Genomic DNA, 24239 nt, shown 5'->3' on the forward strand with positions numbered 1-24239 from the left:
ACCCAGATCGACATCGTGCCGACCATCATGGGCCGCGTGGGTGGCGATGTGGTCCATCAATGCTGGGGGCGTGACTTGCTGAACCTGCCGGAAGGTGACAAGGGTTTCGGCATGATCAAGCCGTCGGGCAGCGATCAGACGGTCGCCTTGCTCACCGCGGACCGCGTGCTGGTACTGCCTAAAGAGATGCCGCCAAGGTTGTATCAATACGAACTGGGCGCTAACCCGAAAGGTGAAGTGATCCCGGCATCGGCTGACGAAGCGGCGCTCAAGCAGAAGCTCGAGTCGTTCATCCAGACGGCTACCAAGAGCCTGTTGGACAACACCGCCGGTGTGGTTGACGGCAAACCGGACTAAGTTTTTCCGGAATACAAAAGAGGCCCTTCGCAGGGCCTCTTTTTTTTGCCGGTAGAATCTCTATATCTTGCCAAGCAGCAATAGGATTAACAGCACCACCAACACCACGCCGATGATACCGGACGGGCCATAACCCCAACTTCTGGAGTGCGGGAAGACCGGCAGGCCGCCTATCAGCAACAGGATAAGAATAACGATAAGAATTGTGCCCATGTCTATTTCCTTGTTGGAAGCGTTGTGGGTTTGACCTGGCGTTTTAGCCATCAGCTGGACTTGTATTAATCCTAGCTGCTTAAAAAATCCGACTCATGGCTATGAAGAAAAATTCCAAGTTTTTTTAATGTTTTTGGAAAGTATGTTTATTTCTTTTGCTCTGTTTCGAAGTTGAAACAACCGCACCGCGCCGTGGTTCATCGCTGGCCATTCAGCACTCTGATGGAGCGTGGGTCGCGCATTATCCTTCGCTACACTCGGTGCATCTTCCCCGGAACAACAAGGCTGTTTGCTATGCAAAATCGCATGATGATCACTGGCGCGGGCTCAGGCCTGGGTCGCGAAATCGCGCTGCGCTGGGCGCGTGAAGGCTGGCAGCTGGCCTTGTCGGATGTCAGTGAGCCCGGTCTGCAGGAAACCCTCAAGTTGGTGCGCGAAGCCGGCGGTGACGGCTTCATTCAGCGCTGCGATGTGCGCGACTACAGTCAGTTGACCGCCTTCGCCCAAGCCTGCGAAGAGAAACTCGGCGGTATCGATGTCATCGTCAACAATGCCGGCGTGGCCTCGGGCGGGTTCTTCAGTGAACTGTCGCTGGAGGACTGGGATTGGCAAATCGCGATCAACCTGATGGGCGTGGTCAAGGGCTGCAAGGCCTTCCTGCCGCTGCTGGAGAAAAGCAAAGGCAAAATCATCAACATCGCCTCGATGGCGGCGCTGATGCAAGGCCCGGCCATGAGCAACTACAACGTGGCCAAGGCGGGTGTGGTGGCGTTGTCCGAAAGTTTGCTGATTGAACTGGCCCATGAGGAAGTCAGCGTGCATGTAGTTTGCCCGTCGTTCTTCCAGACCAATCTACTGGACTCCTTCCGTGGCCCGACCCCGGCCATGAAAGCCCAGGTCGGCAAATTGCTGGAAAGCTCACCGATCACCGCTGCTGACATTGCCGACTACATCTATCAGCAGGTCGCCGCTGGCGAATTCTTGATCCTGCCTCACGAGCAGGGCCGTATGGCCTGGGCRATCAAACAGAAAGACCCGCAATTGCTCTACAACGAAATGACTGTGATGGCCGACAAAATGCGCGCCAAGGCCAAACAAAACGCAGGCTGAACTTGCCTGTGCGCAACACCGTCGTTAGGGTGGCCGCCAACCGGCCATCCCAACGAGACGTCTGCATGCTCAATTACCTGTGGTTTTTCCTCGCCGCGCTGTTCGAAATCGCCGGCTGCTTCGCTTTCTGGATGTGGCTGCGCCAGGGTAAAAGCGTGTGGTGGGTCATCCCGGCCTTGTTCAGCCTGACGTTGTTCGCGCTACTGCTGACCCGGGTCGAAGCGAACTACGCCGGTCGCGCCTATGCCGCCTACGGTGGCATCTACATCATCGCGTCGGTTGGTTGGCTGGCGGTGGTCGAGCGGATTCGACCATTGGGCTCGGACTGGATCGGCGTGGCGCTGTGTGTACTCGGGGCGACTGTCATTTTGTTTGGTCCGCGCCTTACCGCTTCCTGACGGATCGGTCCTTCATTCAAGCGGTTTGTCAGACACGTCCGTCAGGGTGATGCAGCCTGCATTGTAGGGCGGGACTGTTTTGCGGTCGTTGCATTGAAGACCCGCTCTGCGCAGGGCATCTTCAGGGGCCGGTAACCCTGAAGGATGAATGCCATGCTTGTACTCAGTCGCGTTGTGGGCGAATTGATATCCATTGGTGACAACATTTCCGTGCGGGTGCTCGCCGTCAACGGAAGCAGTGTGCGCTTCGGTGTTGAAGCGCCACAGCAGGTCAACGTACACCGCGCCGAAGTCTACGAGCGCATCCAGATCAAACAGGCAAAAGCCAAGGCTCGTTAAGGGCTTCAGTCGAACAGGTGCTTGGGCACGTCGTGCTTGAGCATCAACTGGCATTGCTCGCTTTCCGGATCGAAGACGATCAGCGCCTGGCCCTTGGTCAATGCCTGACGCACACGCAACACACGGGTTTCCAGCGGCGTGTCATCGCCGTTGTCCGTGCCGTCACGGGTCACGAAATCCTCGATCAGGCGGGTCAGGGTGTCGACTTCAAGTTGGTCGTGGGGGATCAGCATAAGGCACCTCGGTTAAACATTGGCGCGATGCTACGGCGGATATGAACACATCACCAGTGTTCGCCTCAGCTTTCTGTGCGCTGTCCCAGCAGGCTATCCACCGACGGTACCCGGGTATCGCTTTCCATCTGCGTCTCGTGCTCGATCTGGTGACTGAACCGCTCCAGCGATCCCGTGGCTGGTTGTGCATCGCTGGCGAATACCGGCGGGCTGAGAATGTAGGCGCCGAGCAAACGGCTGAGAGCGGCAAGGCTGTCGATGTGGGTACGTTCGTAGCCGTGAGTGGCGTCGCAACCGAAGGCCAGCAGGGCGGTGCGAATGTCATGGCCGGCGGTGACGGCCGAGTGAGCATCGCTGAAGTAATAGCGGAACAGGTCCCGACGTGCCGGCAGTTCGTTGTCAGCGGCCAGGCGTAGCAGATGCCGCGACAGATGATAGTCATAAGGCCCGCCGGAATCCTGCATCGCCACGCTCACCGCGTGTTCGCTGGAGTGCTGGCCGGGCGCGACCGGCGCGATGTCGATGCCGACGAATTCGCTGACATCCCAGGGCAGGGCCGCCGCTGCGCCGCTGCCGGTTTCCTCGGTGATGGTGAACAGCGGATGGCAGTCGATCATCAACTCTTCGCCGCTGTCGACAATCGCTTTCAGTGCCGCCAGCAGTGCGGCAACGCCAGCCTTGTCGTCGAGGTGACGGGCGCTGATGTGGCCGCTTTCGGTGAACTCCGGCAACGGGTCGAAGGCGACGAAATCGCCGACGCTGATCCCCAGCGAATCGCAATCGGCGCGGGTGGCGCAATAGGCGTCCAGGCGCAATTCGATGTGATCCCAGCTGATCGGCATTTCATCCACGGCGGTGTTGAACGCGTGCCCGGAAGCCATCAGCGGCAACACGCTGCCGCGGATCACGCCGTTGTCGGTGAACAGGCTGACGCGGCTGCCCTCGGCAAAACGGCTGGACCAGCAGCCGACGGGCGCCAGGGTCAGGCGTCCGTTGTCCTTGATCGCGCGAACCGCCGCGCCAATGGTATCCAGGTGAGCGGAGACTGCTCGGTCCGGACTGTTCCTCTTGCCCTTGAGAGTCGCGCGGATAGTGCCGCGACGGGTCATTTCAAAGGGAATGCCCAGTTCTTCAAGGCGCTCGGCGACGTACCGCACGATGGTGTCGGTGAACCCGGTGGGGCTGGGAATGGCGAGCATTTCCAGCAGGACTTTTTGCAGGTAATCGAGATCCGGTTCGGGAATTTTGCTGGTCATGGAAACTCCTGATGGTGTTGGTACAGACAACACATCACTAAGGGACTGCCGGCTGACTATGTGCAAACAACAAATCTACAAACCGCTCGGCCGTCGGCTGCGGTTCATGGTTGGCCAGGCCGGCGCGTTCATTGGCTTCGATAAACACGTACTGCGGCTGGTCGGCGGCCGGTACCATCAGGTCGAGCCCGACCATCGGAATATCCAGCGCTCGCGCCGCGCGCACCGCCGCGTCCACCAAGGCTGGATGCAGAATCGCCGTGACGTCTTCAAGGATGCCGCCGGTATGAAGATTCGCCGTGCGCCGTACGAACAAGTGCTCGCCGGCCGGCAGAATGCTGGCGTAGTCATAACCCGCCGCCTGCAAGGTGCGTTGGGTCTCCTGATCCAGCGGGATTTTGCTTTCGCCGCTGGTTGCCGCCTGACGGCGACGACTCTGGGCTTCGATCAGCGCACCGATCGAATGCTGACCATCGCCCACCACTTCCGCCGGCCGGCGAATGGCAGCCGCGACCACCTCGAAGCCGATCACCAGAATCCGCAAATCGAGGCCTTCGTGAAAACTTTCCAGCAGCACTCGACTGTCGAATGCACGGGCGTTTTCGATGGCTTGCTGGACCTCCTCAATGCTGCGCAAATCCACCGCCACCCCTTGACCCTGTTCACCGTCCAGCGGTTTGACCACCACCCGTTCGTGCTCGTCGAGAAACGCCAGATTGTCGTCCGCGCTTCCCGCCAGTTGTTGTGCGGGCAGTTTGAGGCCGGCGTTTTTCAGCACCTTGTGAGTCAGGCTTTTGTCCTGGCACAAGGTCATGCTGATGGCGCTGGTCAGATCGCTCAGGGATTCGCGGCAACGCACCCGACGACTGCCATGGATCAAGGTAAACAGACCGGCTTGCGCGTCATCCACCTGCACCTCAATACCGCGCCGATGAGCCTCTTCGACGATGATCCGCGCATACGGATTGAACTCGGCTTCGGGGCCGGGGCCGAGAAACAACGGCTGGTTGATACCGTTCTTGCGCTTGATCGCAAAGGTCGACAAGTTGCGAAAACCGAGCTTGGCGTAAAGATTTTTCGCCTGACGGTTGTTGTGCAGCACCGACAGGTCCAGGTAACTCAGCCCACGGCTCATGAAGTGTTCGATCAAGTGCCGCACCAGCACTTCACCGACGCCTGGGCGGGAACATTGCGGATCCACCGCCAGGCACCACAGGCTGCTGCCGTTTTCCGGATCGTTGAATGCCTTGTGGTGATTGAGGCCCATGACGCTGCCGATAATCGCGCCGCTGTCCTCGTCTTCGGCCAGCCAGTACACCGGGCCGCCCTGATGATGGGGCGTCAGCAAACCTGCATCGATCGGCAGCATGCCGCGGGCCTGATACAGCTGATTGATCGCCTGCCAGTCCGCCTCGCTTTGCGCCCGACGAATGCGAAAACCGCGAAACACCCGGGTGGCCTGACGGTAATCGCTGAACCACAGGCGCAAAGTATCGGACGGGTCGAGAAACAGTTGCGCCGGTTCCAGCCCCAGCACTTGCTGGGGGGCGGCGACGTACAAGGCGATGTCCCGCTCACCGGGCTGCTCATTGAGCAACTCTTGGGCGAGGCTCGCCGCATCGGGAAAGGTATGGCCGATTAACAACCGGCCCCAACCGCAATGCACGGCGATGGGCACGGCGCTCAATGCGCTGCCGTCTTCGGCCAGGCGTGCCTGCAAGCGTTCGTAGGAGGGCGCCTGACCGCGCAACAGGCGTTGGCTGTAAGCCGTGGCGTGGGGTTTCATCGATCAGATTCCTTGTTCACTGAGCCACAGGTTCAGGGCCGCCAATTGCCACAGCTTGGAGCCGCGCAACGGGGTCAACTGGCCTTGCGGATCGGTCAGCAGGCGGTCGAGCATGGCGGGGTTGAACAAGCCGCGATCCTGACTCGGATCGAGCAGCAGTTCACGCACCCAATTCAGCGTATCGCCCTGCAAATGCTTGAGGCCAGGCACCGGGAAGTAACCCTTTTTACGGTCGATCACTTCACTGGGAATGACCAGCCGCGCTGCTTCTTTCAACACTTGCTTGCCGCCATCCGGCAGTTTGAATTTGCCCGGCACCCGCGCCGACAATTCCACCAGGCGATAGTCGAGAAACGGCGTGCGCGCTTCCAGGCCCCAGGCCATGGTCATGTTGTCGACCCGTTTGACGGGGTCGTCCACCAGCATCACGGTGCTGTCCAGGCGCAGGGCTTTGTCCACCGCCGCGTCGGCACCGGGTTGTGCGAAATGTTCCTTCACGAAGTCGCCGGCGGCATCGTTGGCTGTCAGCCATTTCGGTTGCACTGTGGCGGCATAGTCGGCATAGCTGCGGTCGAAAAACGCATCGCGATATGCCGCATACGGATCGCTCGCGCCGTCCACCTGCGGATACCAGTGATACCCGGCGAACAACTCGTCCGCGCCCTGGCCGCTCTGCACCACTTTGCAATGCTTGGCCACTTCCCGGGACAGCAGGTAGAAGGCAATGCAGTCATGGCTGACCATCGGCTCGCTCATGGCGCGGAACGCTGCCGGCAGTTGCTCGATGATCTCTTGTTCGTCGATACGCAGTTGATGGTGCCGGGTGCCGTAGTGTTTGGCGATCAAGTCCGAATACTGAAATTCATCACCGCGCTCGCCACCGGCATCCTGGAAACCGATGGAAAAGGTCGACAAGTCTTCTACCCCGACTTCGCGCAACAGCCCGACCAACAGACTCGAATCGACGCCACCGGACAGCAGTACACCGACATCCACCGCCGCCCGTTGACGGATCGCCACCGCTTCACGGGTGCTGTCGAGCACGCGATCGCGCCAGTCTTCGAGGGTCAGATTCAGTTCGTCGGCATGTTGGCCGTAGGGCAGGGTCCACCAGGTTTTCTGCTCGGTGGTGCCGTCGGCTTCGATACGCATCCAGCTGGCCGGGGGCAGTTTTTCGATGCCCGCCAGCAAGGTGCGAGGGGCCGGGACCACCGCGTGGAAGTTCAGGTAATGATTGAGCGCCACCGGATCGAGGATCGGGTTGATGTCGCCGCCCTTGAGCAATGCCGGCAATGCCGAGGCAAAGCGCAGGCGCTGACCAGTACGCGACAGATACAGCGGCTTCACACCGAGACGGTCGCGGGCGATGAACAGACGCTGGGCGTCACGTTCCCAAATGGCGAAGGCGAACATGCCGTTGAGCTTGGGCAACAGCGCTTCACCCCAGGCGTGATAGCCCTTGAGCAGCACTTCGGTGTCGCCACCGGAGTAGAAGGCATAACCGAGGCTTTCCAGCTCGGTGCGCAGTTCCGGGAAGTTGTAGATAGCGCCGTTGAAGGCCAGGGACAGGCCCAGTTGGTTATCGATCATCGGCTGCGCCGAGCCGTCCGACAGGTCCATGATTTTCAGGCGCCGATGGCCCAGGGCAATCGGGCCTTGGCTGTGGAAACCCCACGCATCAGGGCCGCGAGGGGCCAGGTGATGGGTGATTCGTTCAATGGCTGCGAGGTCCGCAGGTTGATGGTCGAAACGTAATTCTCCAGCTAATCCGCACATAAGTCCTTACCGGTTTTTCCGTTGGGGAGGGTCAATCGATACCCGCCAAAAACGGCGGGTACCCGGAAACTGACCCGGCTGAATCCCTGGAGTTTTAGACCGATAAGTTATAAGTCGGTGTATCAGACTTTTCCGCGGATCAACTGGCGCAAGGCAAAACGGTTGGGATGGCAGGCCTCGGCCACGGCTTTGGGCAAGGGCAAAGGCTCGTTCTCAAGCCATGCCGCCAACAGTTCGCCGGACAATGGCGCGGTGATCAAACCGCGAGAACCATGACCGCTGTTGACGTAAAACCCATCAAGCCACGGGCAGGGCACATCGGGCACTTGCCGGGCATCTTTGCTCAGCGCGGCATAGGCATTGGCGAAGCTGGTCTGATCGGCCAACGGTCCGACGATCGGCAGGTAATCGGGACTGGTGCAGCGGAACGCCGCGCGCCCTTCAAGCTGCTGCGGGTCCAGGTCTTGAACATGCAGGCGGGTGACCAGGTCGGTGGAGATTTCTTCGAGCAACGCCAGGTTGCCGAGGTGCTCGGCGACAGTCGGGGTCAGATCGTCACTCTTGAAATCGAAGCTGGCGCCAAGCGTGTGTTCGCCCAGACGTGCCGGTGCCACATAGCCTTCGGCGCAGACGACGGTCGCCAGGCTCTGGCTTTCAGGGGTTTGCGCCAGTCGGGTGATCTGGCCGCGAATGCGTTTGAGGGGCAGCTCGGCGCTCTGGGGGAAGCGTTTGATCTCGGCGGCACCGGCGAGAATCACCACGGGCGCGCTGGCCAGCAGTGTCTCGCCGTCCCAGGCCTGCCATTGATCCTCCACCTTGCGCAGTTCCAGCACCTCGCGATGGGGCAGCCACTGAATGTTCGTTGAAGACGCCTGCCACTGGCACAACGCAGGAGGATGAACCCAGCCGCCTTCGGGGAAGAACAGGCCGCCGTGCTCCAGTTCGATACCGGCCCGGGCCTGTGCTTGCGGTTGATCGAGCAGGTGTACCAGGCCTGGCGGAAAGGCCGTGGCCAATTGCGCCTGACGTTCGGCTTCCTTGGCATTGAAGGCCAGTTGCAAGACCCCGCAATCGTCCCAGTCGACGCCGCGCTGCAACTGTTCCAGCAGGCGCCGGGTGTAACCAAAACCGCTGACGATCAATTGCGACAGCGCGGTGCCGTGGGCCGAAAGCTTGAGGTACAGCACGCCCTGAGGGTTGCCCGAGGCTTCCTGCGCCAGTGCTTCGTGGCGCTCCAACAGGCTCACTTGCCAACCCCTTGCGGCAAGACTGGCGGCGCTGGCGCAACCGGCCAGCCCGGCACCGATCACCAGGGCGTGGCGCTCGCCGGTCGGCGGGGTTGGGCGAGCGAACCAGGGTTTAGTCGCGGCAGGTGGTGCGGTCTCTTCAGGCCAGCCAAGAAAGGTGCCCCGCAGGATCTCCCACTTGTGACCGATGCCTGGCGTGCGTTTCATCTTGAAGCCCGCCGCATTCAGCAGTCGGCGCACCCAACCGGTGCTGGTGAAGGTGCTGATGGTCGAGCCGGGTGCCGCCAGACGGGCCAGTTCGGCAAACAGCTCGGCAGTCCACATGTCGGGGTTTTTCGCCGGGGCGAAACCGTCGAGGAACCAGGCGTCGATCTGCGCGTCCAGTTGTGGCAACTGCTCCAGTGCATCGCCAATCAGCAGGGTCAGGGTGACGCGGCCATTGCCCAGCACCAGGCGCTGGAAACCTTGATGAATCGCCACGTATTGCGCCAGCAATTGATCGGCGAACGGCTTGAGATCCGGCCATAACGCCAGGGCCCGTTGCAGATCGGCGGTGCTCAGCGGGTACTTTTCGACACTGACAAAATGCAGCCGCGCACCGGCCACTGCGTGCTGTTCGAACAACTGCCAGGCACAGAGAAAATTCAGTCCGGTGCCGAAACCTGTTTCGCCAATCACCAGACGCCCGCCCGCCGGCAATGCTGCGAAGCGGTCGCGCAAATCGTTTTGCTCCAGAAACACGTAACGGGTTTCTTCAAGGCCCGACTGGTCGGAAAAGTACACATCATCGAACACCCGCGAACGCGGGCGACCTTGGTCGTCCCAGTCGAGCTGGGCGTGGGGCAATACAGGTTTCATGGCAGGCTCGGCAACGGCAAGACCGCCATTCTAGCCGATCGCCACGGTGGTGCTTGATCCGTGGCAAGTGCCACATTCGGGGGGCAGGGAGAATCGTCGTTTTGTGGCGAGGGAGCTTGCTCCCGCTCGGGTGCGAAGCAGCCGCAAGTTGGTTGTCTATGTACCCCCGGAGTACAAGTTTTTTGGTATCGGGACGGCTTCGCCGTCCAGCGGGAGCAAGCTCCCTCGCCACAGGGTTCGTATCAGTCTCAAAGATGGATTTGTCCTGCGCATGAGACGTCAATCCGCTAGTCTTGCTCAATCCTGGAAGGAGCGTCTCCATGTTCGAATCCGCCGAAATCGGTCATGCCATTGACAAAGAAACCTATGAAGCCGAAGTGCCGGCCCTGCGTGAAGCCTTGCTCGAAGCGCAGTTCGAACTTCGGCAGCAACACCGTTTTCCAGTGATCATTTTGATCAACGGCATCGAAGGGGCCGGCAAGGGCGAGACGGTCAAGTTGCTCAACGAATGGATGGACCCGCGCCTGATCGAGGTCCGCACCTTCGACCAGCAAACCGACGAAGAGCTGGCTCGACCACCCGCCTGGCGCTATTGGCGGATGCTCCCGGCCAAGGGGCGCATGGGGATTTTCTTCGGTAACTGGTACAGCCAGATGCTGCAAGGGCGGGTTCATGGTTTGTTCAAGGATCCGCGACTCGATCAAGCCATCAACGGCGCCGAACGGCTGGAGAAGATGTTGTGCGACGAAGGCGCGCTGATCTTCAAGTTCTGGTTTCACCTCTCCAAGAAACAAATGAAAGCGCGGCTCAAGGCGCTGAACGACGATCCGCTGCACAGCTGGCGCATCAGCCCGCTGGACTGGCAACAATCCGCGACCTACGACAAGTTCGTGAAGTACGGCGAACGGGTGCTGCGCCGTACCAGCCGCGACTATGCGCCGTGGCATGTGATTGCCGGCCTGGATGCGCGTTATCGCAGCCTGGCGGTCGGCAAGATTCTGCTCGAGGGCCTGCAGAGCGCACTCAAGAGACCCAGGATTCACCCGCACAAAGTCAGTGCCGCGCCCTTGTCTCCCAGCGTCGATCACGTGAATCTGCTCGACAGCCTGGACCTGACCCTGAACCTGGACAAGGACGATTACGAAGAGCAACTGATTACCGAGCAGGCACGGTTTTCCGGGCTGATGCGCGACAAACGCATGCGTCGTCACGCGTTGATCGCGGTGTTCGAGGGCAACGACGCGGCAGGCAAGGGCGGGGCGATCCGTCGGGTGGCCGCGGCACTCGACCCACGTCAGTACAACATCGTGCCGATCGCCGCGCCTACCGAAGAAGAGCGGGCGCAGCCGTATCTCTGGCGGTTCTGGCGGCATATTCCGGCGCGGGGAAAATTCACTGTGTTCGATCGTTCCTGGTATGGCCGGGTGCTGGTGGAGCGCATCGAGGGTTTTTGCAGCGAGGCGGACTGGTTGCGTGCCTACAGCGAGATCAACGACTTCGAAGAGCAGCTCGACGATGCCGGGGTGATCGTGGTCAAGTTCTGGCTGACCATCGACAAACAGACTCAGATGGAGCGCTTCCAGGAGCGCGAAGAGATCCCCTTCAAGCGTTTCAAGATCACTGAAGACGACTGGCGTAACCGCGACAAGTGGGACGATTACCGCGCCGCGGTCGGCGATATGGTCGACCGCACCAGCACCGAGGTATCGCCCTGGACCCTGGTGGAAGCCAACGACAAGCGCTGGGCGCGGGTCAAGGTATTGCGCACCCTCAATGAGGCGCTGGAAACAGCATTCGAAAAGTCCGACAAACGGGAGAAGAAACTGCAAAAGCGCAAGCGCTGAGCCGATGGTTACGCATACGCGGGGTGAATGATTGTCGCGGTCAGTCATGAGTGGGACTTATGCTCGATCCAACTCCCGACTGACAACAACAATGAGGTGTATGCCATGCGTGAAGTGGTGATCGTCGACAGCGTGCGGACCGGCCTGGCCAAATCCTTTCGCGGCAAGTTCAACATGACCCGTCCCGATGACATGGCGGCCCACTGTGTCAACGCGCTGCTCACGCGCAATGACGTCGACCCGTCCAGCGTCGAGGATTGCATCGTCGGCGCCGGTTCCAACGAAGGTGCCCAGGGTTACAACATCGGTCGCAACGTCGCGGTGCTGTCGCACCTGGGCATCGGCACGGGTGGCATGACCCTTAACCGCTTCTGTTCGTCGGGCTTGCAGGCCATCGCGATTGCCGCCAATCAGATCGCTTCCGGTTGCAGCGACATCATCGTCGCCGGCGGTGTCGAGTCGATCAGCCTGACCATGAAAAGCGTCAATACCGACCACCTGATCAACCCGCTGCTGAAAGAGCAGGTGCCAGGTATCTATTTCCCCATGGGCCAGACGGCCGAGATCGTCGCGCGTCGTTACAGCGTCAGTCGTGAAGAGCAGGATCTGTACGCCCTGCAAAGCCAGCAACGTACCGCTCTGGCGCAGGCCGCCGGGTTGTTCAACGATGAAATCGTGCCGATGGCGGTGAAGTATCGCGTTGAAGACAAGGCCACCGGCCAGGTGCAGATCCTCGACGGCATTGTCGATCACGACGACTGCAACCGCCCCGACACCACCCTGCAAAGCCTGGCGGGATTGAAACCGGTGTTTGCCGAAGACGGCTCGGTAACGGCCGGCAACTCTTCGCAGCTGTCCGACGGTGCTTCGATGACCCTGGTGATGAGCCTGGAAAAAGCCCTGGCGCTGGGGCTCAAGCCCAAAGCCTTCTTTCGCGGTTTCACCGTGGCCGGGTGCCAGCCGGACGAGATGGGCATCGGCCCGGTGTTCTCGGTGCCGAAGTTGCTCAAGGCCAAGGGGTTGCAGATTGCCGACATTGATTTGTGGGAGCTCAATGAAGCGTTCGCCTCGCAATGCCTGTACAGCCGCGATCGGCTGGAAATCGACAACGACAAATACAACGTCAATGGCGGCTCGATTTCCATCGGCCACCCGTTCGGCATGACCGGTTCGCGTCAGGTCGGGCACATCGTGCGCGAGTTGCAGCGGCGTAACCTGCGTTACGGCATCGTTACCATGTGCGTGGGGGGCGGGATGGGGGCTACGGGGTTGTTTGAGGCGGTGCGGTAATTCCGTGAGGTCGCCTTCGCGGGCAAGCCTCGCTCCTTGTATGTTGCGCTTACACCCCGCGAGAGCAGTTATGCTCGCGGGTGTTGTCATCTCGATGACATGTTCATGCTCAAAGCCTGCATCCGCTCGATATAAGCCTGGATCTCCTTCTCGGCCGTCGCCGGATTATCGAACGGCCCCTCCAGGGTCTGTTCCCGGGTGGTGAAATACAACTCCCCATTGACACGACACAACCGGTCACAGCGAAAGTGCGTGGCGGGGGTGGTGTCCTGGGCGCGCATGCCGTACATGGGCGATCTCCTGCAGAGGGCGGTTTCAATGAGCTTATGCATGAACCCTTTGCAACGCCTGGCGAGCTGATCGACGGCATCCCGTCAATGTCATGGTGCGACCCGCACAGTTTCATTCGCGGCCCGAGGGCAACTGTCCCTGTGTCGCGCTTCGGTCTGAGCCTAGAATGAGCATTCTTGCCAATGGGCTTCGGGGGCAGCATGCATATTTCATCGGGTCGCTGGGTGTACGGTTTATTCCTGGCCTTGCTGACCGCGTTGTTGTGGGGAATTCTGCCGATCAAACTCAAGCAAGTGCTGCTGGTGATGGACCCAGTGACAGTGACCTGGTTTCGCCTGATGGTGTCCGGCGGGTGCCTGTTCATATATCTGGCGGCGACCAGACGCTTGCCGAGTCGCAAAGTCCTCGGCCCGCGCGGTGGCTGGTTGGTGTTGATGGCGGTACTCGGACTGGTCGGCAACTACGTGCTGTACCTGATGGGCCTGAACCTGCTCAGCGCCGGCACCGCACAACTGGTGGTGCAGATGGGCCCGATCATGTTGCTGATCGCCAGTCTGTTCGTGTTCAAGGAGCGTTTCAGCGTGGGGCAGGGGATTGGCCTGCTGGTGCTGCTGATCGGCTTTGCACTGTTCTTCAATCAGCGCCTGGGCGAGTTGCTCACCTCCCTGACCGATTACACCGCGGGTGTGCTGATGGTGCTGTTGGCGTCGACGGTCTGGACCTTCTATGCCTTGGGCCAGAAGCAGTTGCTCACGGTGTGGAATTCGTTGCAGGTGATGATGGTGATTTACCTGTTCTGCGCGCTGTTGCTGACGCCGTGGGTGCATCCGCTGGAAGCACTGCAACTGAGCCCGCTGCAAGGCTGGCTGCTGCTGGCGTGCTGCTTGAACACCCTGATCGCGTATGGCGCCTTCGCCGAAGCCCTGGCCCATTGGGAAGCGTCGCGGGTCAGCGCGACGCTGGCGATCACGCCGCTGGTGACCTTTGCCGCGGTGGCCGTGGCGGCCTGGTTATGGCCTGATTTTGTGCATGCCGAAACGATCAACGGTCTGGGTTATGGCGGGGCTGTGCTGGTGGTGCTCGGGTCGGCGCTGGTGGCGTTGGGGCCATCGTTGATCGCCGGGCTCAGGGCACGGCGGGTGCGGATGGCAGCCAGTTAGACCGCGTTATCGTTCATCGCGGGCAAGCCACGCTCCCACAGGTTCTGGGTCGCTCACGGGTGTTGTGATTGACACAAATCCTGTGGGAGCGTGGCTTGCCCGCGATGACTGACTGTCGGGCGCTAGAGAACTCAGCCCTTGGCCCCTGCCTCCAGCATATTCTCCGGCCTCACCCACGCATCGAACTCTTCATTGGTCAGATACCCCAACTTCAACGCCGCCTCACGCAGTGTCAGCCCCTCGCTGTAGGCCTTCTTGGCAATCTCGGCTGATTTGTCGTAGCCGATGTGCGGGTTCAGCGCCGTCACCAGCATCAAGCCTCGTTCCAGATGCTCGGCCATTTTCTCGGCATCCGGTTCCAGGCCGGCGATGCAATGCTGCTGGAAGTTGCTGCAGCCGTCGCCCAGCAAGCGGATCGATTGCAGCAGGTTGTGGATGATCACCGGTTTGAACACGTTCAATTGCAGATGCCCCTGACTGGCGGCAAAACCGATGGCGACGTCGTTGCCCAACACCTGACAGGCCAGCATCGACAACGCTTCGCACTGGGTCGGGTTGACCTTGCCGGGCATGATCGAGCTGCCCGGCTCGTTGGCCGGCAGTTTCACTTCGGCAAGTCCGCCACGTGGCCCGGAGCCCAGCAGGCGCAGGTCGTTGGCGATTTTCATCAGGGTCACGGCGAGGGTTTTCAGGGCGCCGGACAGCGTGGTCAGTGGCTCATGACCGGCCAGTGCGGCGAATTTGTTCGGCGCGGTGACGAACGGCAGGCCGGAGAGGGCGGCCAGTTCGGCGGCGATCGCTTCGCCAAAACCGTGGGGTGAGTTCAACCCGGTGCCGACCGCGGTGCCGCCCTGGGCCAGTTCACAAACCGCCGGCAACGCGTTGCGGATCGCCCGCTCGGCGTAATCCAGTTGTGCGATGAACGCCGAGAGTTCCTGACCGAAGGTAATCGGCGTGGCGTCCATCATGTGGGTACGACCGGTCTTGACCAGTTTCATGTGCCGCGCGGACAGCTCCGCCAAGCCGCCGGACAACTCAGCGATCGCCGGCAGCAAATGCTGTTGCACCGCCTGAACCGTCGCGATGTGCATGGCCGTGGGAAAGCAATCGTTGGAACTCTGGGAGCGGTTGACGTGATCGTTGGGGTGCACCGGGCTCTTGCCACCGCGCGGGTTGCCGGCCAGTTCGTTGGCGCGACCGGCGATCACTTCGTTGACGTTCATGTTGCTCTGGGTGCCGCTGCCGGTCTGCCAGACCACCAGCGGGAACTGGTCGTCATGTTGGCCGTCGAGCACTTCGTCGGCCGCTTGTTCGATCAGGCGGGCGATGTCGGCGGGCAGGTCGCCATTACGATCGTTGACGCGTGCCGCGGCTTTCTTGATCAGGGCCAGGGCATGCAACACAGCCAGCGGCATGCGTTCGTTGCCAATGGCGAAATTAATCAGCGAGCGTTGCGTCTGAGCGCCCCAGTAAGCGTCATCCGGGACTTCCACCTGGCCCAGGCTGTCGGTTTCGATACGGCTCATCATGCACACTCCTGTAGGTCTGATAGCGCAGTTTAGGCTGTGATCGCCGGTTGTGGTTCCATCAGTCTGGAATTTGACCGTTCGACCCCTCTAAATCAGTCGCGACAAGGCTTGGGGTTGAGCGACACACTTTTTTAGGCGCAGAATGGGCGCCCTTGGGGTTATACCTCGCCTGCTAGAAAAGGAAACTCGATGACTCGTCTTCGTGCCATCTGTACCGCGGTTGCACTGGTTTGCGCCAGCGGCCAGGTTTTTGCCGATACCGCCAGCCACAACGCCAGTGCCGAAGCTTTCCTGACCCTGGCGCACGCTGACAAACTGGGCACTCCGGTGTACATGCAAGTGCAGCAAATGTTCGCTCAGCGCTTTGAACAGACCAAAGCCCCTGAGTCGAAGAAAGCCGTTCTGGAAACTTATCAGGCCAAGGCCAACGCAGCGCTGGACGCAGCCATTGGCTGGAACAAGCTGAAGCCGGACATGGTCAAGCTCTACACCACCAACTTCAGCGAATCCGAGCTCAAGGATCTGGTGGCGTTCTACCAGTCGCCACTGGGCAAGAAAGTCCTGGAAAAAATGCCGCAGCTGACTCAGCAATCGGCCCAGATGACTCAAGCCAAGCTGGAAAGCGCGGTGCCTGTGGTCAACAAACTGCTGGCTGACATGACTAACGAGCTGGATCCTAAAGCCGGCGCCGCTGCTCCTGCAGCCAAGAAAAAGCCTTAAGCGGAGCCGGGTATGACCATGCAACAACGCATCGAATCGACGCTGGGGCTGCTACAGCCCGAGCACCTGCAAGTGCTGGATGAAAGCCATATGCACAGCCGTGGGTTGCAGACCCACTTCAAGGCGGTGGTGGTCAGCCGGCAGTTCGAAGGGCTCAATCGCGTCAAGCGTCACCAGAAGGTGTACGGCACTTTGGGCGAACTGATGGGCGAGTTCCATGCGTTGGCGCTGCATACCTACACGCCGGAGGAATGGGCGCAGATCGATGCGGCTCCGGCCTCGCCGACCTGTGCTGGCGGCAGCAAGCATTAACCCTTGGTTTTTTGCTAGAATCCGCAACGCGCCGCTTACCCGGCGCGTTTTTTTTCGCATCCGGTTCACCCCTTACGAGGGTAGCCACCTGGAGAATTACCCATGACACAACAGATTGTCGTGGCGGCACTGTATAAGTTCGTCACCCTGGAAAATTACGTTGATCTGCGTGAGCCACTGCTGCAAGCGATGATCGACAACGGCATCAAAGGCACGCTGCTGATCGCCGAAGAAGGCATCAACGGCACCGTGTCCGGCAGCCGCGAAGGCATCGACGGGCTGATGGCCTGGCTCAAGAACGACCCGCGCATGGACGACATCGACCACAAAGAGTCGTACTGCGACGAACAGCCGTTCTACCGCACCAAAGTCAAACTCAAGAAAGAAATCGTCACCCTGGGCGTTGAGGGCGTGGACCCGAACAAAAAGGTCGGCACCTATGTGGATCCGCAGAACTGGAACGCGCTCATCAGCGATCCGGAAGTGCTGTTGATCGACACCCGTAATGACTACGAAGTCTCGATCGGCACCTTCGAAGGCGCCATCGATCCGAAGACCACCAGTTTTCGCGAATTCCCCGACTACATCAAAGCCAACTTCGACCCGGCCGTGCACAAGAAAGTCGCGATGTTCTGCACCGGTGGCATTCGCTGCGAGAAGGCGTCGAGCTACATGCTCAGCCAGGGTTTCGACGAGGTCTATCACCTCAAGGGCGGCATCCTGAAGTACCTCGAAGAGGTGCCGCAGGAAGAAACCAAATGGCAGGGCGACTGCTTCGTGTTCGATAACCGTGTGACCGTTCGTCACGATCTCAGCGAAGGCGACTACGATCAATGTCATGCCTGTCGTACGCCCGTCAGCGTTGAAGACCGCGCATCCGAGCACTATGTGGCCGGCATCAGTTGCCCGCATTGCTGGGATAAGCTGAGCGAGAAAACCCGTCGCAGTGCCATCGACCGGCAGAAGCAGATCGAACTGGCCAAGGCGCGCAACATGCCGCACCCGATCGGTTACAACTACAAGCAATCCGCTTCCGAGGCTTGAACCATGTCTGCACGCCTGCTCTATGTGATGGATCCGATGTGTTCCTGGTGCTGGGGCTTCGCTCCGGTGGCCAAAGCGCTGGTTGAGCAGGCGCAGGCGGCGGGTGTGGAGTTGCATCTGGTGGTGGGTGGTTTGCGCACCGGCAGTGGCGCGGCGCTGGAGCCGACCACCCGGCGCTATATTCTTGAGCACTGGCAGGCGGTTCACGAGGCCACCGGCCAGCCGTTCAAGTTTGAAGGCGCGTTGCCCGACGGGTTTGTCTACGACACCGAGCCTGCCTGTCGGGCGCTGGTGACTGCGCGCAGCCTGGCGCCGGATTGCGCCTGGACACTGCTCGGGCTGATCCAGCATGCGTTCTATGCTGAAGGTCGCGACGTTACCCGTGCCAGCGTGTTGGTGGAACTGGCGGAGCAGGCCGGTTTGCCACGCATCGAATTTGCCGCAGCGTTCGATCGTGCCGATCAGCACGCTGCGACCGCCGCCGATTTCACTTGGGTCCAGGACCTGGGTATTGCCGGTTTTCCGACCTTGCTGGCAGAGCGCAATGGTCAATTGGCGCTGCTGACCAATGGCTATCAGCCCTTGAGCGAGTTGTCACCGTTGCTCGGCCGCTGGCTGGAGCGCGCTGCCTGTGCATGATCTGCCCGATGATGCAGCAGCTCCCAAACGTGTCGATCGGCTGAGCTGGGCGGAAGTCCGCCGCCTGGCCCTACACCATAAAAAATCCCTGTGGATCGCCAACGGCGTTGCGGTATTGGCAACGCTGTGCAGCGTGCCGATCCCGTTGCTGTTGCCGTTGCTGGTGGATGAAGTGCTGCTGGGGCATGGTGACGTTGCGCTGAAAATCATGAACCACGCGCTGCCCGACGTCTGGCAGAAAGCCGCGGGTTATATCGGCCTGATGCTGCTGGTGACCCTGGCGCTGCGTTGCGCCGCGTTGTTGTTCAACGTGGTGCAGGCGAAATTGTTTGCGGCGCTGGCCAAGGACATTGTGTATCGGATTCGGGTGCGGTTGATCGACCGGCTCAAGCGCATCTCGCTGGGCGAATACGAAAGCCTGGGTAGTGGCACGGTGACCACGCATCTGGTCACCGACCTGGACACGCTGGACAAATTCGTCGGCGAAACCCTCAGTCGTTTCCTCGTGGCGATGCTGACACTGGTGGGCACCGCATCGATCCTGATGTGGATGCACTGGAAACTCGCGCTGCTGATCCTGCTGTTCAACCCGCTGGTGATCTACGCCACGGTGCAGTTGGGCAAGCGGGTCAAACATCTGAAGAAGCTCGAGAACGACAGCACCTCACGCTTCACCCAAGCCTTGACCGAAACCCTGGACGCCATCCAGGAAGTGCGTGCCGGTAATCGTCAGGGTTTTTTCCTCGGACGGTTGGGGCAACGAGCGCGGGAAGTGCGCGATTACGCGGTGAGCTCGCAGTGGAAAACCGATGCATCGAATCGGGCCAGCGGTTTGCTGTTCCAGTTCGGCATCGATATTTTCCGCGCCGCGGCCATGCTCACCGTGCTGTTTTCCGACCTGYCCATCGGCCAGATGCTGGCGGTGTTCAGCTACCTGTGGTTCATGATCGGTCCGGTGGAACAGCTGCTCAATCTGCAGTACGCCTTTTATGCCGCTGGTGGTGCGCTGTCGCGGATCAACGAGTTGCTGGCCCGTGCCGACGAGCCGCAATACACCGGCAGCGTCGACCCGTTTCAGGGGCGCGACACGGTGGGCATCGAAGTTCAGGGACTGAGTTTCGGCTACGGCGACGAGTTGGTGCTGAACCAAATGAACCTGTCGATTGCCCCCGGTGAAAAAGTCGCGATTGTCGGCGCCAGCGGTGGAGGCAAAAGTACTCTGGTGCAGTTGCTGCTGGGCTTGTACACGCCGCTGGCCGGGACTATCCGTTTCGGTGGTTCGACTCAGCAAGAAATCGGCCTGGAAACCGTACGCGAAAATGTCGCCGTGGTCCTGCAACATCCCGCCCTGTTCAACGACACCGTGCGCGCCAACCTGACCATGGGCCGCGAACGCAGTGACGAGGCCTGCTGGCAGGCACTGGAAATTGCTCAGTTGCAACACACGGTGCGTGAACTGCCCAATGGCCTGGACAGTATCGTCGGGCGATCCGGCGTGCGTTTATCCGGCGGGCAGCGTCAACGCCTGGCGATTGCCCGAATGGTGTTGGCCGAGCCCAAAGTGGTGATCCTCGACGAAGCCACGTCCGCACTGGACGCGGCCACTGAGTACAACCTGCACCAGGCGCTGGCGCGGTTCTTGAGCCACCGCACCACGTTGATCATTGCGCATCGATTGTCGGCCGTGAAGCAGGCCGATCGGGTGCTGGTGTTCGATGGCGGGCAGGTTGCCGAGGATGGCGACCATCAGCAGTTGATTGCCGATGGTGGTTTGTACGCCAAGCTGTATGGGCATTTGCAGCAGCACTGATAAAGTCGCGAAGTCATTTCCAGGTCACTTGCAGTGCACCAGGGCTACCGTCATAACCAAATTGCTTCATGACGACGGCGCATGAGTCGCAAGGCGCCATAGTGGTGGCTATCGTGATGGAATCAAGATCTTTAGGGTCAGGGTATTTGGTTCGTATGACGCTGATGAGCTTGCTTTCGGTGTCCAGCGAAGTGGGGCGAGATGTGAGCGCAGGCGTGTACGTCTCAATATTGTCGATGGTGTGGGGGATCGCCTGTAGCTTGCCTTGGGGAGTTACGCTAAGTGCCGTCTCCGGGAAGCGCATTCCATTATCTATATTGAAGTAACTCGTACTGCCGACTTTTACTTCATCCATATTTCTGTTTTTGGCAAACAACGGCAAAAAGCCGGTGTCACGCTTGCTACCGGATACGCTGACATACACTTCACGCACCCCTGCCTTGGTCTTGATTTCGACGAACGCAATGTTCCTGGGGTTGTGCAAAGGCCGACCGGTTTTTTGCCTGATAAGTTCTTGTAGTTGCCGCATTGTGTCATCGATTTTTAATGCCTTGGGTCCGCCCTGAACCGACGACTCCAAGGTTATGACGGTTTTCTGAAACAGTGTGTTGAAAACCTCCGCAGTCGTATCCCGCACGCTGTCCGGCGTAGCCTTGGACAAGGACCAGGTCGCGGCGCCATCGGTGGAGTTCCTGATGATCATTCTTGTGGAGTGATCGAACAGGGCCGCTTCTGCTGGGCTGGTATCGACCTTGAGCAATCTGAGCGTATCGGGCGGATTGGCATGGCTACCGATCGAAATGGCAATTTCATCCATGGCTCTCAATGCGCGCTCCACCGCTTCCTGGCCATGGATTCTTACCATGTTATTGGAGTTCAGTGAGCCGGTGTACACCACCATTAACTCTTTCCTCAGTTCGTCAGGAAGGGTGTCGGCYTTTCTGAAGGTCAGGAGGTCTTTAGCGCTTTGGCCCTTTGCGCGCGAGGTAACGTAAAAGTCTCCCGCGCTCAGCCGCGTGAACACGTAATGTTTTGAACCGTCGATTGACTCTACGATAGTTGCGCCCACGCGAAATTTATCGACGAGTTTTTGCCCGGATACGGGAACGCTGACCATGACCCGCCCATACATCCCTTTCTGAAACTCCAGTACGGCCTTGAGGGATGAATTGGCAGCTATTGAGGACACTTGCATCGGTGCCCTGCCTGTTGCGGGGGTGTAAATGGCGTCTCCGAACCAGGGGGCCCAGCCTTTGGTTTCATCGAAAGTAGCGATAGCAGGGGTAGGAGCCGGGTCGCGAGTGACGTAGCTTGTTTGACACAGCTCGGGACCAGGGGCGCGACGTACCCGGCAAGGCAAGGATCTGAACATTGCCTGATCATCAATCAAGTCGGCACGGCGCAGTTGGTTGCCGTCCAGACGATAGGGAATGTCATCAACGAACAGTGTGGTTCGACCATCGATCTCAAGTACTTCACGGACATGGGCGTCTTTCGGAAGTTCTACCAGGACGTGGGATTCGGTAGGAGATAACGTTTTGAAGGTTGACCGGCCCTGTACGAGGTTTTTGCTGTGATTGTGCAGGCGGGGGCCGTAGGGCAAGGATGTCACTGGATCGACGGGGTGGAATCGGGTCAGGTCCGATGGGCTGGTATTGCGCACAAGTACATCATCGACACCGTTGACCGTTGCCAGTCGATCACCGCTTGCCAGCGGCTTCCAGCGCCCCGGATCGGTCGTCTGGGGCAGGTTGTGCACCAGTCGGTAGCTGTCGGCGTGTCCTGTCAGTTTCTTGAACCCGCTAACACCAATGCGTCCCGCCGTATGCAGTCCTTTCCACGCACCGCTTCCCAGTGTCTTGAGTAGTGTCGGGACCCCATCCAGCGGATTGAGGTTGCTCAGGGAAGCGGTCAGGAGTTTTCGGGTCAATGTTGAAAAGGAAGGCAGACTTGCTTTGACGGTCATTTGCGAGGCTTTGGCGCCCGCCCTGATCAGCCGCACCGAACCTGACATGAATTTCCCGACTGGGGTGAGGAATGAAGCCAGGTCCAGCACGACTCCGGCTACGCCTATGAGTATCTGCTCAATTTTGCCCGACAAAATGTCCTCGATACTGCCCCAGAAGGGTACAAGCCCTTTGGCTATTTCCAGGGTCGTACTGATCCTTTGTTCGCTTCTGGTCCTGATGGTGTCGAATGCCGTCACGCCGCGAGACTGGGTACGCAACAGCTGTTCGTCGACGAACAGGAAGTTCGTTGCAATGTAGTGGGCCACTGCATTCAAACGGGAGGATGCCAGCGCTGTTACTTCGCTATCGTTAACGGCTGCGATTGGCGATACAACTGTGGGCACGTCGCCTACCACGCCGAGGATCGCCACGCAGTACGCTCTTTCAGCAGGCTGCGTGCCATTTAAGTGAGCGGCCCAATCGAGAAGCAGCGTAGTGCTGATTTCAGCAGTATATGTTTGTCCGGGGATCGAGGCGTGCAATGGAAACGTGGTGCGAACCCCGTTGACTGTTGAAACTCTCAGGTGGGGTCGACGACGAATGACGCCAGCATTCGGGATCAGTTCGTAATAGGTAATTTCATGATTGTGGGTCACCTGTAGAACGAAACCTTTTCTTGGCCGGATGTCTCCCCTTGCCTTGATGAGTTTTTCGTCCAGGTGCAGGCTCAGCAAGCGGACGTCACCCCGTTCAAGGGCCTGGCGGTCGGTCAGTGGCAGTGAGGTCAGCAAACTGGCGATCAGGGGCTGATAGGCCGTCCTGATTTTCGAGAGGTAGTTTGTGAAGTTTGTTTCAAACTGCGTGTTGATATCGGGCAACGTCTTGCCTCCGTATCTGGTAATCACACGCCTTTCGATCCCCTCATGATCCTTGCGAAAGAGTTCCTCATGACGCAGGATTCGCTTGTCGTCGATCTTGATCCAGTGACGGGTTCGTGTTTTTCCGTCGGACCGGGTTACAAACCATTTTCTCTTGTCATCGAATTGGCCGTCGGCATAGACATCCAGGAATGCATAGCCTGGCAGCTTCAATGAGGGCGTGTCTTTGGGGCCGCCGCTCGGTGGATCATCGCGCAGCAACTTGAGCCCGTCCGATTCGAACATGGCCTCGCCAAACAGATCATCCTTTACCCGTTTGGCCATCTTCAATCTTTCAGGGGGTGGCAAGTCCAGTGCCATAATGGCGTTGTTCAGGCTCTTGCTGTGGCTTTCCAGCGCCGCCATCGCCCGCTTCATATCGTCCTCGTCGTAATCGGATTTTGTTCGCGATTGAACGATGCCGCAGCAGACCGCCCATTCCAGTGCCGGCCCCATCCTCAGTCGAGTTATCTGCTCAAGTTGTTCGGGCGAGGCGTCGGCGCTCCGGCTCAGGGGCAAGTCGACGAGTTGTTGAAAGGACAGCGCTTGCAATCGATCAAGGCCGAGTTCATCTGCCAGCAGCACGCCGTGCATGAAGTTCACCCACACCACCGAACTTTTGTAAGGAAGGTCGGACGGGATATCGCGCACAGCGAAGTCCTTTGAGAGGCGGGTCTCGAACACCCGCGCGAGAAAGGCCGCCTCTTTTGCATCGGTCACCCGGTTGGTGCGCAGCAAGTGCTGTTCAAAATCGCTGCGCAGGGCCTGGTAGCTTTTGCCCCAGTGAGCCGTGTCTTGCCAGCGGAATCCGGCGACTTCCTGCGGCTCATCCGCTGACGGGGCTTGCAAGTAAAGGCATATGGCTTTGCATACGAGCTGATGGCGCACGGACGCCGAAGTTTGTTCGCCAGGGCCTGCGCCATACCACCTGAGCATCTTGAGCAGCCTGTCCCCCAGCTCTTTCGCTTCGACTGTGTTCAGTATTCGCTGGAGGAATACAGACGGCGTTGCTCGCAGTTGATCCATGGAGGTGGAAGCCAGTACCGAGGCGCCAAGATGACCGATTAACGAACGCTTGCCATTCAGGAAAGCCTTCACGATGTTGGTGATTTGAACATCGATGCGTTTTGCCTTGTAAGTGTCGATGGTCATGTGTTGCGC

20 protein-coding genes and 1 pseudogene are annotated in these 24239 nt (G+C 59.5%); 12 read left to right on the top strand and 9 right to left on the bottom strand.

What is annotated here, in order from left to right; translation table 11 throughout:
* Window positions 1-357 (top strand): annotated as a pseudogene (locus tag AC1DIS_RS26485) (LTA synthase family protein); the annotation flags it as partial.
* 60 nt (window positions 358-417) lie between these two features.
* Here the strand turns inward: AC1DIS_RS26485 and AC1DIS_RS26490 are convergent.
* On the bottom strand, window positions 418-576 hold the full coding sequence (locus tag AC1DIS_RS26490) for a DUF3309 family protein (RefSeq protein ID WP_172901242.1): 159 nt from the start codon (window positions 574-576) through the stop codon (window positions 418-420).
* Between the two features lie 288 nt (window positions 577-864).
* Here AC1DIS_RS26490 and AC1DIS_RS26495 point away from each other — a divergent pair, with 288 nt between their 5' ends.
* The 3 genes from AC1DIS_RS26495 (at window position 865) to csrA (ending at window position 2417) form a co-directional block, all read left to right on the top strand.
* Window positions 865-1680, top strand: coding sequence for an SDR family oxidoreductase (locus tag AC1DIS_RS26495; RefSeq protein ID WP_018929879.1), 816 nt, complete (start codon window positions 865-867; stop codon window positions 1678-1680).
* Window positions 1681-1745: 65 nt separating this feature from the next.
* The gene (locus AC1DIS_RS26500) at window positions 1746-2078 is read left to right on the top strand and encodes a YnfA family protein (protein WP_258613301.1); all 333 of its coding nucleotides are present in this window, start codon (window positions 1746-1748) and stop codon (window positions 2076-2078) included.
* Between the two features lie 153 nt (window positions 2079-2231).
* Window positions 2232-2417, top strand: coding sequence for a carbon storage regulator CsrA (gene csrA, locus AC1DIS_RS26505; RefSeq protein ID WP_064616631.1), 186 nt, complete (start codon window positions 2232-2234; stop codon window positions 2415-2417).
* 5 nt (window positions 2418-2422) lie between these two features.
* Here the strand turns inward: csrA and AC1DIS_RS26510 are convergent, their stop codons facing one another.
* The 5 genes from AC1DIS_RS26510 to mnmC all read right to left on the bottom strand — a co-directional run bounded on the left by AC1DIS_RS26510 (window position 2423) and on the right by mnmC (window position 9573).
* Window positions 2423-2650 (bottom strand): YheU family protein, encoded by a 228-nt coding sequence (locus AC1DIS_RS26510; RefSeq protein WP_003199186.1) that lies wholly within the window; start codon window positions 2648-2650, stop codon window positions 2423-2425.
* A 65-nt stretch (window positions 2651-2715) separates the two neighbouring features.
* Window positions 2716-3906 carry an osmoprotectant NAGGN system M42 family peptidase gene (locus AC1DIS_RS26515; protein ID WP_064616633.1) on the bottom strand — a complete coding sequence of 397 codons (1191 nt, stop codon included), beginning with the start codon at window positions 3904-3906 and terminating at the stop codon, window positions 2716-2718.
* Window positions 3907-3943: 37 nt separating this feature from the next.
* Window positions 3944-5692: an N-acetylglutaminylglutamine synthetase gene (gene ngg, locus AC1DIS_RS26520; protein WP_018929875.1), complete on the bottom strand. Its 1749-nt coding sequence runs from the start codon at window positions 5690-5692 to the stop codon at window positions 3944-3946.
* A gap of 3 nt (window positions 5693-5695) precedes the next feature.
* Entirely contained in the window at window positions 5696-7468 is a 1773-nt protein-coding gene (locus tag AC1DIS_RS26525; protein ID WP_477748769.1) for an N-acetylglutaminylglutamine amidotransferase, read from the bottom strand.
* 122 nt (window positions 7469-7590) lie between these two features.
* On the bottom strand, window positions 7591-9573 hold the full coding sequence (gene mnmC, locus AC1DIS_RS26530) for a bifunctional tRNA (5-methylaminomethyl-2-thiouridine)(34)-methyltransferase MnmC2/FAD-dependent 5-carboxymethylaminomethyl-2-thiouridine(34) oxidoreductase MnmC1 (protein ID WP_477743469.1): 1983 nt from the start codon (window positions 9571-9573) through the stop codon (window positions 7591-7593).
* Window positions 9574-9893: 320 nt separating this feature from the next.
* On the opposite strand from mnmC, the gene pap reads away from it, so the two are divergent.
* Both pap and AC1DIS_RS26540 read left to right on the top strand, forming a co-directional pair.
* Window positions 9894-11417, top strand: a complete 1524-nt coding sequence (gene pap / locus AC1DIS_RS26535; protein WP_305409819.1) for a polyphosphate:AMP phosphotransferase — start codon at window positions 9894-9896, stop codon at window positions 11415-11417.
* A gap of 105 nt (window positions 11418-11522) precedes the next feature.
* Entirely contained in the window at window positions 11523-12707 is a 1185-nt protein-coding gene (locus AC1DIS_RS26540) for a thiolase family protein (protein ID WP_111454903.1), read from the top strand.
* Window positions 12708-12793: 86 nt separating this feature from the next.
* On the opposite strand, the gene AC1DIS_RS26545 is transcribed toward AC1DIS_RS26540, so the two are convergent.
* Window positions 12794-12997 (bottom strand): DUF6316 family protein, encoded by a 204-nt coding sequence (locus AC1DIS_RS26545; RefSeq protein ID WP_138867015.1) that lies wholly within the window; start codon window positions 12995-12997, stop codon window positions 12794-12796.
* Window positions 12998-13198: 201 nt separating this feature from the next.
* Here AC1DIS_RS26545 and AC1DIS_RS26550 point away from each other — a divergent pair, with 201 nt between their 5' ends.
* The gene (locus AC1DIS_RS26550) at window positions 13199-14158 is read left to right on the top strand and encodes a DMT family transporter (RefSeq protein WP_064621206.1); all 960 of its coding nucleotides are present in this window, start codon (window positions 13199-13201) and stop codon (window positions 14156-14158) included.
* Between the two features lie 131 nt (window positions 14159-14289).
* Here the strand turns inward: AC1DIS_RS26550 and AC1DIS_RS26555 are convergent, their stop codons facing one another.
* Window positions 14290-15684, bottom strand: a complete 1395-nt coding sequence (locus AC1DIS_RS26555) for a class II fumarate hydratase (protein ID WP_086944621.1) — start codon at window positions 15682-15684, stop codon at window positions 14290-14292.
* A 192-nt stretch (window positions 15685-15876) separates the two neighbouring features.
* On the opposite strand from AC1DIS_RS26555, the gene AC1DIS_RS26560 reads away from it, so the two are divergent.
* The 5 genes from AC1DIS_RS26560 to AC1DIS_RS26580 all read left to right on the top strand — a co-directional run bounded on the left by AC1DIS_RS26560 (window position 15877) and on the right by AC1DIS_RS26580 (window position 20212).
* Window positions 15877-16407 (top strand): DUF2059 domain-containing protein, encoded by a 531-nt coding sequence (locus tag AC1DIS_RS26560; protein ID WP_018929867.1) that lies wholly within the window; start codon window positions 15877-15879, stop codon window positions 16405-16407.
* Between the two features lie 12 nt (window positions 16408-16419).
* Entirely contained in the window at window positions 16420-16719 is a 300-nt protein-coding gene (locus tag AC1DIS_RS26565) for a BolA family protein (protein ID WP_007939900.1), read from the top strand.
* Between the two features lie 102 nt (window positions 16720-16821).
* A complete protein-coding gene (gene trhO, locus AC1DIS_RS26570) occupies window positions 16822-17763 on the top strand; it encodes an oxygen-dependent tRNA uridine(34) hydroxylase TrhO (protein WP_018929865.1) in 942 nt (313 codons plus the stop codon).
* Window positions 17764-17799: 36 nt separating this feature from the next.
* The gene (locus AC1DIS_RS26575; protein WP_172901241.1) at window positions 17800-18402 is read left to right on the top strand and encodes a DsbA family protein; all 603 of its coding nucleotides are present in this window, start codon (window positions 17800-17802) and stop codon (window positions 18400-18402) included.
* Entirely contained in the window at window positions 18395-20212 is a 1818-nt protein-coding gene (locus tag AC1DIS_RS26580) for an ABC transporter ATP-binding protein (protein ID WP_477781182.1), read from the top strand. Before AC1DIS_RS26575 ends, AC1DIS_RS26580 begins: the two co-directional genes overlap by 8 nt.
* Window positions 20213-20225: 13 nt before the next feature.
* On the opposite strand, the gene AC1DIS_RS26585 is transcribed toward AC1DIS_RS26580, so the two are convergent.
* Window positions 20226-24230 carry a hypothetical protein gene (locus AC1DIS_RS26585; RefSeq protein WP_477781183.1) on the bottom strand — a complete coding sequence of 1335 codons (4005 nt, stop codon included), beginning with the start codon at window positions 24228-24230 and terminating at the stop codon, window positions 20226-20228.
* Between the last annotated feature and the right edge of the window lie 9 nt (window positions 24231-24239).

The sequence above is a fragment of the Pseudomonas sp. 05N433 genome, from assembly GCF_056396925.1.